Source organism: Streptomyces ortus (assembly GCF_026341275.1).
GTDB classification, from domain to species: domain Bacteria; phylum Actinomycetota; class Actinomycetes; order Streptomycetales; family Streptomycetaceae; genus Streptomyces; species Streptomyces ortus.
The window spans coordinates 270,403-285,236 of record NZ_JAIFZO010000002.1; the positions used below are offsets into that span (position 1 = coordinate 270,403).

The window sequence follows — 14,834 nt, forward strand, 5'->3', positions numbered from 1 at the left end:
CGCCGGGGTCTGCGGCGGTCTGCGCACACGGCGGACCGGGGCGCCTACTCCCCCGGGTACACGTCCGGGTACACGTCCAGCCGCCCGCACATCCCGAACTTCCCGTACGCCGAGGGCTGCTCGGCCCGTACGGCCGCGGCGGCCAGGTGGGACACGTCCCCCCGCTCCAGCCGTTCGAGCTGTGCACCCGTGGCGGCGGCAGCCGCCTGCGCACCGCGCCGCCACCGCTCACGCCACTCCGCGAGCCGCGGCCGTACGAGGGCCGCGGCGGCCCGGTGGAACGCGGCGAGGGGCTCGGGCCCGGCCGCCTCGCGCAGCGCGCGGTAGCCCTCCAGGGCGAGGTCGCGCCGGGCACGGGCGATCCTCTCCTTCTCCGCCTCGGGCGCGTCCGCCGGGATCACGGTCGCGGCGGCGTACGTCTTCGGGTCGGTCAGGTACTCCGGCGGCAGCGTGAGCACCGCGTCGCCCGCCTCCGGGAGCCCGCTGTTCTGCATGAGGACGGTGATGCGCAGGTCGTCCTCGTTGACGAGCCGGTGGATCGTGCCGGGCGTGAACCAGGCCACCGTGCCCGGCGCGAGCGGCGTGACCTCGTACCCGGAGGTGGTCAGGGTCTGCACCGCGCCCCGCCCGCCGGTGACGACGTACGCCTCCGAACAGGTCAGATGCAGGTGGGGAGTGCCGCCGCACACCCCGTCGTAGGCGGGCCAGTCGTACACCGAGAGATGTGAGACGGCCACCCCGCCGGGCAGGCCCCCGAAGCCTCCCGGCAGCCCCTCGGAGTCCTCGGCCGCGCTCACCACGGGTGCTCCGCCAGGTACTTGGCGATCTCCTCGCGCTCCCAGACGCCGTCGGCGACGACGACGCGGTAGCGGCGGGTGAGCGTGTCGCCCGGTGCGAGTTCCAGCTCGTCGAAGAAGGCGAAGGAGGGCGCGACGGCCGCGAAGGGCTCGTTGCGCACGAACCAGTGGGCGGGGTGGGCACCGCCCTCGCCCGTGTGATCGTTCTCCGGGGCGTGCGCGAAGACGAGTGTGGCGTGCCCGTCGGCGGCATCGTGCTCGGCGGAGTACGCGAGCCACGGCCCCTGCTGCCCCATCAGGCCCGGCCCCTCCCCGTCGGGGCCGATGATCCGCCCGTCCCGGAAGCCGCGGGGACCGCGCCAGAACAGGCCGGTGTAGCCGGCCAGCTCCCGCCCGGCGGTCGTGGGACTGCCGAACCGCAACGGTTCGTCCCGGCGGTTGGTGACGGAGCTCGTCCAGGTCAGCGCCCACGAGCCGGACGCCGGGTCCACGTCGCGCACCTCCACGCGGCGCTCCTCCTCCGCCCAGAGCGAGCCGTCGTACGGATGCCAGGTGAGCCGCTCGGCGATGACAGCGCCGCCCCGGCCGGCGCTGTCCGCCTCGACCCGGTCGAACGCGACGTGCGCCATCGAGCCCACCCGCTCCGGGAGTTCGAGATACCCCTCCCCGTGCACATAGGTGTTGCCGCCCCACAGGTTCGCCCCGGACAGATGCGAGGCGGTCATCTGCAGGCCCTTGTGCCAGCGGTGGTCGTTGGGCCGGTAGTCCGTGACAACGTTGCCCGCGAGTGTCCTGAGCGGATGCAGATACGGCTTCGGGGCCTCCCAGGCCGCCTCCGGACCGTACACATAGCTGAACAGCTCCACGCCGGAGGTGGGTTCGGTGACCGTGATGCGGTCACCGTGGGCGTGGACGATGCGCAGGCCGCCTGGTGCGGTCATGCCGATGCCTCCTCGTGCGTGGCGGGTGTGGCGGGCGTCGCGGGTATGGCAGGTGTCGCGGGCGTGGCGGGAGCCCAGCCGGGCGCGCCGCCGTGCAGGGCCGTGTAGTAGGGGTCGCCGGGGCCGATCTCACCGGCGTGGACGGTCGCATCCGTGAACGCCGACTTGTAGAGCGCGGTGATCAGTTCGAGGCTGGTGCGCCCGTCCGCGCCGCTGCTGCGCGGTCGCTCCCCCGCGCGCATGCTCGCGACCAGTTCGCGCAACTGGGCCAGGTGCGAACTGGGCACGTCCGCGCCGAAGTCCTGCCACGCCGCCATGTCCCCGGGCCGCGCGTCCGGCGCCGGGGTGATCCGCCAGTTGTCGTTGCCGTGCCCGTAGAGATGGGTCAGCTCGACCGTCGCGTGCTCGCAGTCGATCCGGATACGGCTGACCTCGTCCGGGCTGAGGACACTGTTCACCACGGTCGCGAGGGCGCCGCTCCCGAAGCGCACGAGGGCGGTGGAGACATCCTCCGTCTGCACGTCGTGCACCAGACGTCCGGCCATGGCCCGCACCTCGCTCCAGGGTCCGAGCAGATCCAGCAGGAGGTCCATCTGGTGGATGCCGTGGCCCATGGCGGGGCCGCCGCCCTCGGTCTCCCACTTTCCGCGCCAGGGCACGGCGTAGTAGGCGGCGTCGCGGTACCACGTGGTCTGGCAGTGGGCCACGAGGGGCCGCCCCATGGCCCCGTCGGCGATCAGGCGGCGTACGTGCCGCGCGCCCGAGCCGAAGCGGTGCTGAAAGACGATGGAGGCGTAGGGGCCGCCGTCGGCACCCTCCTGGGCCTGCACGGCGTCGAAGTCGGCGAGGGACGGCACGGGCGGTTTCTCGCACCACACCCAGGCACCGGCCCGCAGCGCGGTGACGGTCTGCTCGCGGTGCAGGGTCGGCGGGGTGCAGACGGCGACGAGGTCCGGGCGCTGTTCCGCGAGCATCCGGTCGAGATCGGTGTAGCCGTTCGGGACACCGCCGTCCGCGCAGAAGCGCCGCACGGCCTCGGCGTCGATGTCGACGGCGGCGACGACCTCCACCTCGCCCTCTGCGGCGAGGGCGGCGAGCGCGGGCAGATGGCTGCCGGAGGCGATGGCTCCGGTGCCGATGACGGCGGCCCGGATGCGGCGGCCGTCGAGCGGGGCGTTCCGGTGGCCCGTGCTCTCCTCCGCGGCGGCCTCGGACTCGGTGTGCTCGGTCGTCTTGCTGGTGATGGCGTCGCGGGCAGTGCGCATGGACGGGATCAGCACTCCATCGGAACGTGACAGCGGATCTGGCGGACGCCTGCCCGTCACGGCGACCACGGGGCGGACCCGTGACAGCAAGCGCTTTCACCCCTCGCGGAAACGTAAGCGGCGCATCGTCGCGGGTCAACACCCCCGTCACCTCGTACGACCGTCTCCGGGGAGGCCCTGTCGTCGTACCGTCACCCGGGGGCGCTACGCTGCCCCGGACGCGCCTGATCACCGCAGACCGCAACAGGGCACGTCCGTCCGCCCATTCGCTGCGCTCCCGCCATCAGCACTTGGATCACGTAACTTCATGTCTTGGTTTGAATCCCTCATCCTCGGACTCGTCCAGGGGCTGACCGAGTTCCTGCCCATCTCCTCCAGCGCGCACCTGCGGCTCACCGCGGCGTTCGCCGGCTGGGAGGACCCGGGAGCGGCCTTCACGGCGATCACGCAGATCGGCACGGAGATCGCGGTGCTGATCTACTTCCGCAAGGACATCGCGCGGATCGTCTCGGCCTGGTCCCGCTCGCTCGTCAACAAGGCGATGCGCAGCGACCACGACGCCCAGATGGGCTGGCTCGTCATCGTCGGCTCGATCCCGATCGGCGTCCTGGGTCTCACCCTCAAGGACCAGATCGAGGGCCCGTTCCGCGATCTGCGCGTCACCGCGACCACGCTGATCGTGATGGGCATCGTCCTGGGCGTGGCCGACCGGCTCGCGGCACGTGACGAGTCCGGCGGGAAGCACCGGGCCGCGGTCGAGCGCAAGTCGCTCAAGGACCTGAGCGTGAAGGACGGCCTGATCTACGGCTTCTGCCAGGCGATGGCCCTCGTCCCGGGCGTGTCCCGCTCCGGCGCCACCATCAGCGGCGGCCTCCTCATGGGATACACCCGCGAGGCCGCGGCCCGTTACTCGTTCCTGCTGGCCGTCCCCGCGGTGCTCGCCTCCGGCGTGTTCGAACTGAAGGACGCCGCCGAGGGCGGCCATGTCTCGTGGGGCCCCACGATCTTCGCGACGGTCATCGCCTTCGTGGTGGGTTACGCGGTCATCGCGTGGTTCATGAAGTTCATCACGACGAAGAGCTTCATGCCGTTCGTCTACTACCGCATCGCGCTCGGCATCCTGATCATCGTGCTGGTCAGCATGGGTGCGCTGAGCCCGCACGCGGCGGAGTCTTCGGGCTGACGGGCCTGAATAATGCGCGTTCCTGAGTGCCGCGTTGCGCGCAGTTAAGTGCTAGAAAGGGCAGTAACACGTAGTCGATTGGAGCGTTTTGCGGCCGACTTCTCCCATCGTTCTCCCACTGGCCGCGAGAGAATCGAACACCGCCCTCCGGACCGCCCACTTGGGAGGTGGGCTTGGCGGTCCGGAGGGCGGCTTCTTGGTCGGCGCCAATATGTAGGCGCCGACCGCTTGCGAAGGGATGCTTGCGAGTGGGTAACTCGCGATCTCCCCATTCCCGGCATCTGTAGCCACCTGAAGGCCGCGGATACCGGAATCTCTGCGCCTGCTGTCAAGTCGCCCGCCGATGACCCTCTCTGGATATATCCAGCATCAGGGCCGCCTCGTAGCTTCAGACCTCACGTCATGATCGTTGGCAGGGGTCTGGATGGCAGAGGATGCGCGCTACCGGCGTATCGCCGCCGACATCATGCGCCGCATCGCCGCCGGGGAATGGCGGCCGGGCCAAGACCTGCCTTCGCGTGCCGAGCTAGCTGCCGAACTCGGCGTGAACCCACAAACCGTTCGCCTCGCCTACGACCTGCTGCGGCGGACGGGAATCCTCGACGGCGAGGAACGCAAGCGAGTATATGTGGCGCACCCTCCTGCTATGCGCACCCTCACCGACGCAGACGCCGACTGGCCATTCTCCAGCGAGACCACCGACACCCGCCCGCGGGCCGCCACGGAAGAGCTGGCCGCCCGCCTTGGCGTCCATGTGGGTGCGACTCTTCAGCGCGAGACGGTGGAGTGCCTGGACCCGGGAGGCCGGTCGGCGATGCTCATCACGTCGTGGTGGCGGGGCCGGCGCGAGCCGCACGCTTCGTTCGCTGCGGAACTCGGCTCGGTTGCTCTGACGGAGGGGCAAGCGCATGCGTTGGGGCTGCTGGTGGACACTGTCGCGTTTCGCGTGGTGCGCACTCGCTTCGACCCGCATGGTCGCCCCCTGGAGACTGCCGATTTGATTCTGCCCATGGACCGCTGGCTGATTCGCCTCGGACCCGTGCGGCAGCTTCCGACTTCCTGGCGTCCGGCGGGGTCTAGGCCGGTTCGTTGACTTCGAGTCAACAGCATGCGGTGCGCGAGCAACAGCCACCGTCTGCATATATCTGTGTGGAATGTGTGCGCCCGGCATGTTTCTGTAACCGCAGGTCAAGCCGTGGCCAAACGTTCCTGCCAGTAACCCGATAACCCGACCGCCAGCAGGATCCAGGGCGGCAGCCTGGAGTCAGCGGACTTGGGCTTCGAGCGCGCGGGCCTGCCGGGCGAGCGCGCCCAGATGTATCGCCGCCGACAGCAGACCGTGGCCGAGACCGTCCGCGAGAACACTGTCGGTGTCGTCGAGGGCGTTGCGGACCTTGTGCCACTCCCGGCCGTGCTCCGGCAGCCGGCCGAGTTCCTCCTGGGCGCGCAGGTACAGGTCGCCGATGGCGGCGCGCAGGGCCTGGTTGAGCTGGATGCAGCGTTCGTAGGGCGGCAGCATCTGGCGCGCGCCGACGGCTTCCTCGATGAGCGCGTCGAGGGTCTGGTCTCTTGCTGCCTGATCCGTAGTCTGATCCATGTCGACGGCTCCAGTTCGTCGGCCGCGCCCCCGGGCCGTTCACGCGGTCGCGGGGGTCTCGTGCAATTTCACGGTATACCGCGGTGGACCGAAGGGTACTGCGGTCGCGCGGTGTACTGCGGGTACCTACGGTCGAATAGTGAGCGTTGATCTTGACCGGACCCGGTCTATCTGGCGACAAGTCGCGGCGATCGTTGCCGCCCGCATCGCCGACGGCACCTATCCGGCCCGGTCGAAACTTCCCTCGGTTGTGGAACTCTCGGCAGAGTTTTCGATCGCCTCGTCCACCGTGCAGAAGGTGTACAAGAAGCTCCAGGACGACGGTCTCGCACGCGGGGAGGTTGGCATCGGCACGTTCGTCGCCGACGAGCCGCCCATGGAAGGCTGACCACTGACAGTGGCGCCGCCTAGACTGATCGCCATGCCCCCCACTCCCCCGGCCCCGGGTCCCGCGCGGTCTGCCGCGGAGCTGAACGAGGCGATCCGCGCGCTGTGGATCGGCGGGCGCGGCCACCCCTCGGTGGGGCTGACAGCGGAGCAGCGGGACGAATACCACCGGCTCCTCGCCGCACTCCGGGACGTGGAACGCAGGGACGTCGTTGAGGCGGCGTAGCGGGTCTACCCTCGCGCCATGACCCGCATGGAGTCCTCGATCATCAGCCTGATCCGGCTCGACTCGCCGAAGCCTCAAGAGGGCGACTGGATCTGTACACCGCACGGCCGCGCCAACTGCGCCCGCGACATCGTCGCCGTTGCTGAGTTGCAGACCAAGGATGCCGTCCAGCCCTACCGGGTCTGCGGAGTGTGGCTCACCGAGAACGAGGACGCTGCCGGCTACCTCGCCGAGCGCGGCTACGACAACCGCTGACTCAAGGCCGCCTGCTCTGGTTGATGTGGTCGATGAAGCCGGGCGGGAACCGCCCCTCCGCTTCCGACGGCGCGCTTCCGCGTTCCCGCATCCGCCGGGCGTCGGCGGTCATCCCGAGCGCTTCCGCCTCGTCCGGGTCCGTGATCGGGCGGCCGGGCGACAGGACCGCCAGCCGGGTGTCCGGGCCGGGACGGCGCGGCGGCGGCATCCCGCCGTGGGCCGGGCGGCGCGTGCGGGCGGCCAGGGCGAGTGTGCGCAGCAGACGGCGGATCACGGGCGCCACGACTCGTCGTAGCCCGGCCGGTCCGCGTAGGGCAGGGCGAGCAGGCGCAGCGTCTTGCACGGGTAGCGTTGAGGGCTGCTCCCGCCGTGCGTCGGGTAACCCCAGGCGCCGTCGACGCACGTGCCGCACGAGCCGTCGTTCACGTCCGCATGCTCGTGGATGAGCTGCCGCTTCGCTTCGATCTCGCGCAGCACCCGGGCCGGATCGTGGCGAATGATGTGATCCCGCTCCCGCGCCCACACGAACTTCACTCGTGGCGTGCCAGCGGTGTCCCAGACGCCCGCGTCACCCTCCGGGCTTGGCACCCAACGCGGCACAGGCTCCCCGCGACGGTAGGCCGCCATCGCGTTGACACCGAGGAGTAGCCGAACAGCCTCGAAGTCCTCGTCGAGCTGCTCACCCAGCCACTTCACCAGCCCGTCCACCGACGCCCCTCCAAAGTCGAGTGCCCCGCGCGGGCATCACTCCGGCGGGGCCTCAGCAGCACACCCGATCAGCTATCGATGTGTGAACCACCACCGTAACGCGCGGCACCGACAGCGATGATGCGGGCATGAAAAACTACGGGCTCTCTTCAAACGCTATCGCCGGGCGAGAGTGAACCCAAGCAGTAGGAGCCACGAGTAGACGGCGGGCGCCCACATCAGAGCGAGATCACCCGTCTGCACCCCAGCCACCCATGCGGCGACAGACGCGGCAGCGATCAGCGCCAGAAGAGGCACTGCTCCGCGACGAATGAACAGCCAAGCCCGCTCACTCCACCGCCAGTAGACACGGCCCGCACGCGTCAGCATCTCCATGCCGCCAGAATGCCAGAGACCCGTCGCGACGGGGGTTCGCACGACGGGTCTGGGGACAGTCTGGCATGAGACGGACCACTACAGCCCGATGTCCTCGCTGGCTGCGTCGGTCCATCGGCTAAGACCAGCAGGCGGGTTCGCTGGCGAGCCATCGTTCCCAGCCTTCCTGGTCGCTGGCTTTTCGCCTCTCCAGGACTGCCCTGCCGGCGTCGCCCATGTGCGTGAAGCAGCCGTCGGCTTTGGGGCCGAACCACTCCAGCGTGGCTCGGTACTGCCTGCATACCGCGCCACGCTTCGTGGGCTTGCCGCAGAGCTGGGCCCCCTCTCGATCAGTCATTCGCACTCCAGCCTGGTCGAGCGTCCCGCCGGAACTTGGGGACGATATCGGCGAACACGGCTTCCGCTGCGTCGACGTGGGCCGCGTTGCGTAGCCCCTTGTTGCGGCGCTTCCAGTAGCCGACGGTGGTGGCGGGGTTGTCGTGGTCGGCGAAAGCTTGGACTTCGGCGAGATCGACGTGGTCGTCGAGCATGTGCGTGATGCGGCTGGCCCGGAGGACGTGCGGGGTGAGCCTTCGGCAGACCTTGCATTTGGTGAAGGTGTGCCTCTCTGGGCCGTCGATCTTGGGGCAGGTGAGGACGCGGGCCTTGCGGCCGAGCCTAGTTAGCAGGCGGGCGACGTCGTGGCGGTCGAGGCGCTGGCCTTCCCGGTCGAGGAGTAGTGGGCCTTCGCTGCGGTGCGCGGTGTGCTCGTCGAGCATCTCGGCGACCGTCACCGGGAGGGGCAGGATGCGCTCCTTGTATTCCTTCCTGGTGACGTCGAGGTAGGAGCGGCGTCCTCGTTCGATGCGGTCGGTGACGTCGGCAGTGCACATCTCGGAGACGCGGCCGGCGAGGGTGTAGAGGAGAGATACGACCAAGAGATCGAGGGGGGTCTCTGCCTGGGCGGCGACTCGCTGCACTTCTTCCACTTCGAGTACCGGGGTGCTGCGGGAGGTGTTGCCCTTGTCGACCTTGGGCCGGTCGTCTTGCGTGACGGGGTTCCGAGGAAGGTCGGTCTTGGTCGCCGCGTAGCTGTGAAGCGAGGAGAGCGCGTTCAGGTAGCGGGCGATCGTCGTTGGCGGGTTCCCGCGCCCTTCCATACGGAGGCGCCAGGTCCGGATGTGGTCGGCGGTGAAGCAGCCGAGGGTGAACCGCTCGTGCCCGAGTTCCTGCGCGTAGGTGCCCCAGACGCGGCGGATGTCGTCGACGTAGCCGCGCTTCGTCTGGAGGCTGCCGCGTCTCGTGCTCGACAGCCAGTCCATGACCATGACGAACGTCTCGGGGGTGACGGCTTCGGCGAGGAGTTCGGCTCGCGGCCGGTAGATGCGTTCCTGGCCGCGCCGGTCGACCTGGACCATGCCGAGGTCGTCGACGAGCTTGCGGCGGACTTCCTCGAACAGGTCCGAGCCGGGCAGCGCAATCGACTGCCCGGCGGACTGCTGTGGGAGGTTTGCAGGGTCAGACACGATCCGCCCCTACGAGAGTCGGCCCCTGTCGGGCGATGACCTCGCCGTCAGAGGCAACCAGGCGCAGTTTCGGGAACGCCTTCGGCTTCTCCTGGCCGGGCACCTCGGGCCACTCGTCAGCTGACAGGCCATAGGAGGGCGGCACCCATCCGTGGATGGTGTGGATCAGCTCGGCCGCCTTGTGGTATTTGGCCTCCCAGTTCCACGCGAAGAATAGCGGCAGGAGGCCACCCGTGTTTGGGATTGCTTCCGGCGCACGGGACTTGCTGCCCTCAGCTCGTTCCAGGATCGGCTTGGCGTACTCCCTGCACCGGGGGCGTGAGCAGAAACCCCAGTGAGTCAGCCAGCCCGTCAGTGGATCGAACTCGGCGAAGCCCAGAGACGTGGACTTGCCGCAGAGGCGGTCGACGCGAACCATCGGGGCCCTACATCCGTGAGGGCCGGATTCCCAGTCCGGTTCGTAGCGAGGGGCGTCGGCGGCGACGAGTTGCCACATGCGCTTGTTGTCGGCGTTCAGCACTTCGCGAGTCCGCTGCCACGTCGTGACGGTCGGATCATGGCGGCGGGGGTCCCGAAGCGTCACCCATCCCAGGGCGAGTATCAGGTCTCGGGTGCCTTCCGGCATTCGCCGCTCGCTGTACACGCGGCTGGCGAGTTGGTCGTAGCGGAGCATTCCATCACGGTCGTCCGGGCTCTGAACCATCCTCAAATTCTAGCGCATAAGGGAACGTTATGCGCTACCACCGTTGAGGGCCGGTCTCCCGTCAGTGCCCCGCGCTACCCTCGCGTCATGACGACCGCCGTGCCCGTGACCATCAAGTGGATCGATCTCGTGATGGGCGGCGAGAAGATCGAGATCGCCCCACTGCCCGGCATCGAACCGCGCCTCCTCGTCGACGCGATCCCCTACGAGGGCTACCTGGAGCCGCTGACGCGCGGCCCGGACCCGGAGGTGTGTGTCAGCGTCGACCTGGTGCTAACCGAGACCGGACCCGGCGCTTGGCTGGTGGCGCAGCGTTGCGAGGCTGAAGCCCGGCGGGTGGCGGAAGCGCTCGGAGCGCTCCTGTCGCCCACGGCCGCACTGCGGAACTTCTCCCTGGAGGCGGCTCTCGGCGGGGAGGGTCTGCCGTACAACCGGATGTCTGTGCCGCAGCTCGCCCTCAGGCCCGGCGAGCCGCACGCGGTCGAAGAGCGTGGCGAGCGCGCGGTGCGGATCTTCACCGCGACCGCGCTGGCCGACGACAACGGCACCAAGTACACGCTGCGGCACGGCTAGCGCGGCGGAGGGCCGGTGCCCGTCGGCTCCGGCCCTCCTATCCACTCGCCGTGTCGCCCGCCGAACCGTGGACCCGTCCGGCGCGCGGGCTTCTCAGGCCGACGGCTCAGCCCGGAGTACGACGAAGCCGCCCCCGCTCCCCTGCCGAAGCAGAGGGCGGGGGCGGTTCGCGTCACGGCTCGGTGACAGCCGGGTACGGCCGGGCCCGCTGTGTTCTACGGTGTCCCGACGAGATCAACCCTGGGGGGACATATGCGCGTTCGCGCAACCGCGGCCACCGCCGCCCTGCTCCTGGCCGCACTCACTGGGTGCGGGGGCGGCGGCGACGGAGATGGGGTCGACAGCGGAGACACGAAACCAGAGCCGGTTCCCACCGCCAGCGAAAAGCCCGGCACCATCGACGACTCCCAGACCCTCGACCTCGGCGAACCAGCGAAAACGACAGGCGACGGCGGCACCGGCGTCCTGGAGATCACCCCGGACACGGTCGTGTACGCGAAGGAAGCCGCCGGCGAGACCGCGGCGAACGGGCTGTTCGCCGTCGTCACCATGAAGGACAAGGCCATGACCGCGGTCGCCGCCGACGAGCCGGCGCCGATCAGCGGCGGCGGGTGGAAGTGGATGGCCCCCGACGGAGAGATGATCGAATTCGACAGCGGCAACTCGGCCAACGTCGTCATGGACAAGTATAACAACGCCGACCCGGTGCAGCCCGGCGGCTACCAGTGGCGGTCGCAGGCCTTCGACCTCACACCGGCGCAAGCAAAGGGCGGCACCCTCATCTACATCGACGGCGAAGAAAAAGCCTTCCGCTGGAAGATGCCAGCCGCCGACGCCGGGCCGAACGTCGCCGAGGTGAAGAAGCAGTTGGAGTTCTGAACACGAAGAACCGCCCCCGCCACCACCCCGTGAAGGGCGGCGGCGGGGGCGGTTCTCGTTCACTCGCCGGGGTCGGCGGGTGGGGGCGGCAGGTCAGGTTCGAGGAACGGCTGAATGCTGGGCGCCGGGATCGGCTGCGGTTCCATCCGGCCCATGCGTTCCAGGGAGGCGGCGTCCGCCGCGGTGTCGTCACGGCGCGGGGCGCGCGGGGTCGCCTCAGGCATCGGTCACACTCCAGTTCGGTAAAAGTCTGCGACGTCCTGCGGCGGCGGCTGCGGCGTCTCATTCGCCCCCACGACCTGGTCGCGTAGGACGAGCGCCCACCGGCTGAGCGACCACAGGACGCCGCGGGTGCGCGTCTGCTCGGCGCGGAGATCGCTGCACTCCTCCTTCAGCCGTTCGACTGACGCCTGCAACACCGACAGGTCGACCTGCTTGGCGTTCGGCGCAGAGTTGATGCGCGCCGCCGTGCGTGTCCCCCGGTAGGTGAAGAAACCCATCGTGATCACACCGACGACGCTGATGGCCGCCCCGACTACTCCCCAGACGCCGTTCACCCGGGTCTCCCCTCAGCCGCCTGGCCGAGGTTCCGGGGTGATCCGGCATCAGGCGGGACTCGTGATGCGCACCAAATCACCCCACAGTGCGATGTGATGTACCAGCCGAACAACCACAGGCCGCGCGTGTAGCCGTCCGCCAGACCGGCCCAGCCGTAGGCGAACGCCCAAAACGTGGGTGGCGCGGATGCGGCGACGAAGCCCCATCCGTCCCTCCCGAACGTCAGCCAGGCGGAGCAGAACGCAGCCGTACCGCAGATGATCCACAGCCATGCCCAGCAGTGCAGCGGCGCGAACCGCAGCAGCAGTTCGAGTCCGCCGGTGGACAGTGGCGGGTCGAAGATGAAGCTCGCGCCGAAGCAGACTTTCCCGGCACCCATGAAGATGAGGAACGGGCCGCGGTTGCCGAGGTGCCCGCTGAACCAGCCGGGCGCCCGGCGGCGCATCAGACTCCCTGCGGCCCGGCCGGCGCCGACGGGCTCGACGGCTTGTTGGGTACCGCGTAGGTGATGCCCCACGCTCCGAGGACTGCGAGCGCCATCGTGACACCTTCCCCGGTCGTGATGACGTTGTCCTGTGCGGCGGTCACGGCGGCTGCGCTGCCGGCGGCGATACCGGCGATGAGTGACTTGGCGATGCTGGCGATTCTCATGGTCAGGACTCCTTGGTGTTCACGTCGACGTCGACCTTGATGACGGCGTCGGCGATGGCCTGCTGGACCGCGGCAACGACGGCCGCAGTGTCGACGTCCTCGCCGGCGAGGGTGGCGAGCTTCGCGATGGCGGCGGACTGGGCGGCGAGGACGGCGTTGGCCTTGTCGAGCCGCTTGAGGATTTCCGTCTGGACCGAGGAGAGCGTCCAGGTCGGGTTGGTGGCGGGGGCGCCGGGGACGGAGATGACCCCGTCCAGGGTGAGCACGGCTTTCGCGAGCTCGGCGGCGGTGGGCATGTCGTCCTCCTGGGGCGCGGTGGTGCCGTTCTTGGCGGCGGCGAGGATGGCGGCGATGGGCATGGAGCCGGGATCGCCGTGGTCGTTTTCGGGGACGTGCTGGTGTCCGCAGTGCCCCTTGAAGGCGGTCCACTGGGTGCCGGTCATGCGGACGCCGTTGGCGCCGTAGCTGCCCGGGTATGCCTTGAAGGTGACCCCGGACGACAAGGGGACGCCGTGGTTGGCGCTGGCCCACTTCGCGAAGGCGGCCAGGTCCCGGATCGCCCAGGTGGGCAGCTCCGGGGTGTAGAGGTGCTGGTAGCCGGCCTTCGTCCACTTGGCGTGGGTGGCCGGGTCGCAGGTGCCGACGATCTCGACCTGGCAGGCGTTGAGGGTGTTCGTCTGCACGCCGCCCGCCTTGTTGACGAGGGCGCGGGAGGACACGTCGAAGTCGTAGTGCTGGTACCAGACGAGGCGCTTCGCGGCGAAGTCCGGCTTGGCGGTGAAGTTCGGGGCCGAGGCGCCGCCGCCGTAGCTGGGCAGGGACGTTCCTTCGGTGGAATGCCAGACGATGACGTTGGCTTCCATCGCCGACCCCGGGTATGCACTGCCGTACCAGTAGGTGGTGGAGGCTCCGGGGTAGCGCTGCGGGCCCGTCTTGGCCATGGCGCGGACCTTTCTAGTAGTCCCAGGTGAGGGCCGCGAACTGGGCGTGTTCGAGCGGCCAGGGCTGATCGTGGTCGTGCCAGACCTCGACGCCGACCGGCATGCCGGCCTGTCCGGCGAACGGCCAGCCGACGGTCTGCCACGACCGGCCCGGCGTGGCTGCGCGGTCGTCGGCTCCGGTGTCGTCGCGGATGCCGTGCGGGTCCCGGACGAACCGAGACATGAACTGGCGGGGCCGCAGATCACCGTCGGGCAGCGTGATGGCAGCCCAGCGCAGGTTGCGGGCCCACCAGAACGTGCCGTCGACTTTCGGGACGATCAGCGACAGCGACTTCGCCATCGTCCTGTCGTTGACGATGACCTTCTCGTAGGTGACGAGCGTCCACGTCTCCGGTGGGATGAGCTGCGACTTCTCCCCGCGGTACAGCTTGCATTCGGTGGCCACGACTCCCCCTTACAGGCTGACGGTGACGCCGTTGAAACCAATCCACGGCGGCTTCACCGTCGACCCGGTGCCGAAAACTTGCAGGTAGCCGTCCGTCTGCACGTCCAGCTTCAACGCGATGCGGTCCGATGCCACGTCCGAGCACGGCACCAGCACGGTGCGCAGAGTCTGCGGCCGGACCGCGGCTGGCAGTGCCGTCGAATTGATGACGTAGGAGCCGTTCGGTGTGGTCGGCCACGACGATCGGCCGATCGCGCCACGCAGTTGCAGGGACTCCTCGCCGGAGATGTTCAGCAGCCGGTACTGCAACGTGCCGTTGCTGTTGCCGTTCTGCGTGAACGGCGACGCGAGACTGATGGTGGTCCACGATGAGGCGCCCACCGACACGGCAACCCACGCCCCGTCGAGGCGCACGTCCAACCGCTTCACGTCCTGCAGCAGCGTCATCATGCCGTCGACGGGGGCGAGGTCGTTGATGAGCGTGGCGCCGCGGGTTGTGGCCGAGGAGAACCGCAGCACTCCGCGGGGGATCACGCCGGCTGCGAGGGATCGGATCGCGGAGGGAATGTCGGGGGCGTCGGTCATGGACCAGAGGCTGATGCCCTGCCCGTAGTCGTCTGGAGTGGGCATCAGACCTCCGGCACATCCGCGGTAACGGGGGAAGTGCGGGTGACGGTGATCGTGTCCGCGCGGTCGACCTCATCCACCGCGTGGGCCAGAGCCCACACCAGCGTGGGCATTGCGGCGTCTGTCACCGGCGAGTAATCCCCTTCGATGAGGGTCACTTCGAGGCGCGATTCGCCGTTGTTGACGACGATCGCGTAGGTGGCGGCCATGCGGCGCCT

At 69.2% G+C, this 14,834-nt stretch carries 24 protein-coding genes; 7 read left to right on the forward strand and 17 right to left on the reverse strand.

Annotated features, from left to right (window positions below; translation table 11 throughout):
- Positions 1-44: 44 nt before the first annotated feature.
- The 3 genes from K3769_RS04040 to K3769_RS04050 are packed head-to-tail and all read right to left on the reverse strand — an operon-like array spanning position 45 to position 3,003.
- A complete protein-coding gene (locus K3769_RS04040; protein WP_372514861.1) occupies positions 45-797 on the reverse strand; it encodes a cupin domain-containing protein in 753 nt (250 codons plus the stop codon).
- Positions 794-1,738, reverse strand: coding sequence for a DUF6807 domain-containing protein (locus tag K3769_RS04045; protein ID WP_267025064.1), 945 nt, complete (start codon positions 1,736-1,738; stop codon positions 794-796). Before K3769_RS04045 ends, K3769_RS04040 begins: the two co-directional genes overlap by 4 nt.
- Positions 1,735-3,003 carry a Gfo/Idh/MocA family protein gene (locus tag K3769_RS04050; protein ID WP_267025065.1) on the reverse strand — a complete coding sequence of 423 codons (1,269 nt, stop codon included), beginning with the start codon at positions 3,001-3,003 and terminating at the stop codon, positions 1,735-1,737. Before K3769_RS04050 ends, K3769_RS04045 begins: the two co-directional genes overlap by 4 nt.
- A gap of 307 nt (positions 3,004-3,310) precedes the next feature.
- On the opposite strand from K3769_RS04050, the gene K3769_RS04055 reads away from it, so the two are divergent.
- Both K3769_RS04055 and K3769_RS04060 read left to right on the forward strand, forming a co-directional pair.
- Complete coding sequence (locus K3769_RS04055; protein WP_267025066.1) at positions 3,311-4,186, forward strand: undecaprenyl-diphosphate phosphatase; 876 nt, start codon at positions 3,311-3,313, stop codon at positions 4,184-4,186.
- A 424-nt stretch (positions 4,187-4,610) separates the two neighbouring features.
- The gene (locus tag K3769_RS04060; protein WP_267025067.1) at positions 4,611-5,279 is read left to right on the forward strand and encodes a GntR family transcriptional regulator; all 669 of its coding nucleotides are present in this window, start codon (positions 4,611-4,613) and stop codon (positions 5,277-5,279) included.
- 171 nt (positions 5,280-5,450) lie between these two features.
- On the opposite strand, the gene K3769_RS04065 is transcribed toward K3769_RS04060, so the two are convergent.
- Positions 5,451-5,783, reverse strand: a complete 333-nt coding sequence (locus tag K3769_RS04065; RefSeq protein WP_267025068.1) for a DUF6415 family natural product biosynthesis protein — start codon at positions 5,781-5,783, stop codon at positions 5,451-5,453.
- A 139-nt stretch (positions 5,784-5,922) separates the two neighbouring features.
- Here K3769_RS04065 and K3769_RS40860 point away from each other — a divergent pair, with 139 nt between their 5' ends.
- The 3 genes from K3769_RS40860 to K3769_RS04080 are packed head-to-tail and all read left to right on the forward strand — an operon-like array spanning position 5,923 to position 6,651.
- Positions 5,923-6,171: a GntR family transcriptional regulator gene (locus K3769_RS40860; RefSeq protein WP_267025069.1), complete on the forward strand. Its 249-nt coding sequence runs from the start codon at positions 5,923-5,925 to the stop codon at positions 6,169-6,171.
- Between the two features lie 33 nt (positions 6,172-6,204).
- Positions 6,205-6,396, forward strand: coding sequence for a hypothetical protein (locus K3769_RS04075; RefSeq protein ID WP_267025070.1), 192 nt, complete (start codon positions 6,205-6,207; stop codon positions 6,394-6,396).
- An 18-nt stretch (positions 6,397-6,414) separates the two neighbouring features.
- A complete protein-coding gene (locus tag K3769_RS04080) occupies positions 6,415-6,651 on the forward strand; it encodes a hypothetical protein (RefSeq protein WP_267025071.1) in 237 nt (78 codons plus the stop codon).
- Between the two features lies 1 nt (position 6,652).
- Here K3769_RS04080 and K3769_RS04085 read toward each other — a convergent pair whose 3' ends face one another.
- From K3769_RS04085 to K3769_RS04105, 5 genes are all read right to left on the reverse strand, one after another.
- A complete protein-coding gene (locus tag K3769_RS04085) occupies positions 6,653-6,925 on the reverse strand; it encodes a hypothetical protein (RefSeq protein WP_267025072.1) in 273 nt (90 codons plus the stop codon).
- Positions 6,922-7,359, reverse strand: coding sequence for a DUF6221 family protein (locus K3769_RS04090; protein WP_267025073.1), 438 nt, complete (start codon positions 7,357-7,359; stop codon positions 6,922-6,924). The genes K3769_RS04085 and K3769_RS04090 overlap by 4 nt, the downstream gene beginning before the upstream one ends.
- Before the next feature lie 493 nt (positions 7,360-7,852).
- Complete coding sequence (locus K3769_RS04095) at positions 7,853-8,071, reverse strand: hypothetical protein (RefSeq protein WP_267025074.1); 219 nt, start codon at positions 8,069-8,071, stop codon at positions 7,853-7,855.
- A complete protein-coding gene (locus K3769_RS04100; protein ID WP_267025075.1) occupies positions 8,064-9,239 on the reverse strand; it encodes a tyrosine-type recombinase/integrase in 1,176 nt (391 codons plus the stop codon). Before K3769_RS04100 ends, K3769_RS04095 begins: the two co-directional genes overlap by 8 nt.
- Positions 9,232-9,912, reverse strand: a complete 681-nt coding sequence (locus K3769_RS04105) for a hypothetical protein (protein WP_267025076.1) — start codon at positions 9,910-9,912, stop codon at positions 9,232-9,234. The genes K3769_RS04100 and K3769_RS04105 overlap by 8 nt, the downstream gene beginning before the upstream one ends.
- Before the next feature lie 117 nt (positions 9,913-10,029).
- Between K3769_RS04105 and K3769_RS04110 the strand changes: the two genes are divergently transcribed.
- Both K3769_RS04110 and K3769_RS04115 read left to right on the forward strand, forming a co-directional pair.
- Entirely contained in the window at positions 10,030-10,515 is a 486-nt protein-coding gene (locus K3769_RS04110) for a hypothetical protein (RefSeq protein ID WP_267025077.1), read from the forward strand.
- A 252-nt stretch (positions 10,516-10,767) separates the two neighbouring features.
- On the forward strand, positions 10,768-11,394 hold the full coding sequence (locus K3769_RS04115; RefSeq protein ID WP_267025078.1) for a hypothetical protein: 627 nt from the start codon (positions 10,768-10,770) through the stop codon (positions 11,392-11,394).
- Positions 11,395-11,453: 59 nt separating this feature from the next.
- Here the strand turns inward: K3769_RS04115 and K3769_RS04120 are convergent, their stop codons facing one another.
- Genes K3769_RS04120 through K3769_RS04155 form a run of 8 tightly spaced genes read right to left on the reverse strand, consistent with a single transcriptional unit; the run spans position 11,454 to position 14,825 of the window.
- Positions 11,454-11,618 (reverse strand): hypothetical protein, encoded by a 165-nt coding sequence (locus tag K3769_RS04120; RefSeq protein ID WP_267025079.1) that lies wholly within the window; start codon positions 11,616-11,618, stop codon positions 11,454-11,456.
- Positions 11,619-11,621: 3 nt separating this feature from the next.
- Positions 11,622-11,951: a hypothetical protein gene (locus K3769_RS04125; RefSeq protein ID WP_267025080.1), complete on the reverse strand. Its 330-nt coding sequence runs from the start codon at positions 11,949-11,951 to the stop codon at positions 11,622-11,624.
- On the reverse strand, positions 11,948-12,397 hold the full coding sequence (locus K3769_RS04130; RefSeq protein WP_267025081.1) for a hypothetical protein: 450 nt from the start codon (positions 12,395-12,397) through the stop codon (positions 11,948-11,950). The genes K3769_RS04125 and K3769_RS04130 overlap by 4 nt, the downstream gene beginning before the upstream one ends.
- Positions 12,397-12,603, reverse strand: coding sequence for a hypothetical protein (locus K3769_RS04135; RefSeq protein ID WP_267025082.1), 207 nt, complete (start codon positions 12,601-12,603; stop codon positions 12,397-12,399). The genes K3769_RS04130 and K3769_RS04135 overlap by 1 nt, the downstream gene beginning before the upstream one ends.
- Before the next feature lie 2 nt (positions 12,604-12,605).
- A complete protein-coding gene (locus tag K3769_RS04140; protein WP_267025083.1) occupies positions 12,606-13,544 on the reverse strand; it encodes a hypothetical protein in 939 nt (312 codons plus the stop codon).
- A gap of 13 nt (positions 13,545-13,557) precedes the next feature.
- Positions 13,558-13,989: a hypothetical protein gene (locus K3769_RS04145; RefSeq protein WP_267025084.1), complete on the reverse strand. Its 432-nt coding sequence runs from the start codon at positions 13,987-13,989 to the stop codon at positions 13,558-13,560.
- Positions 13,990-13,998: 9 nt separating this feature from the next.
- Complete coding sequence (locus K3769_RS04150; RefSeq protein ID WP_267025085.1) at positions 13,999-14,574, reverse strand: hypothetical protein; 576 nt, start codon at positions 14,572-14,574, stop codon at positions 13,999-14,001.
- Between the two features lie 44 nt (positions 14,575-14,618).
- Positions 14,619-14,825, reverse strand: coding sequence for a hypothetical protein (locus tag K3769_RS04155; RefSeq protein WP_267025086.1), 207 nt, complete (start codon positions 14,823-14,825; stop codon positions 14,619-14,621).
- Positions 14,826-14,834: the final 9 nt, after the last annotated feature.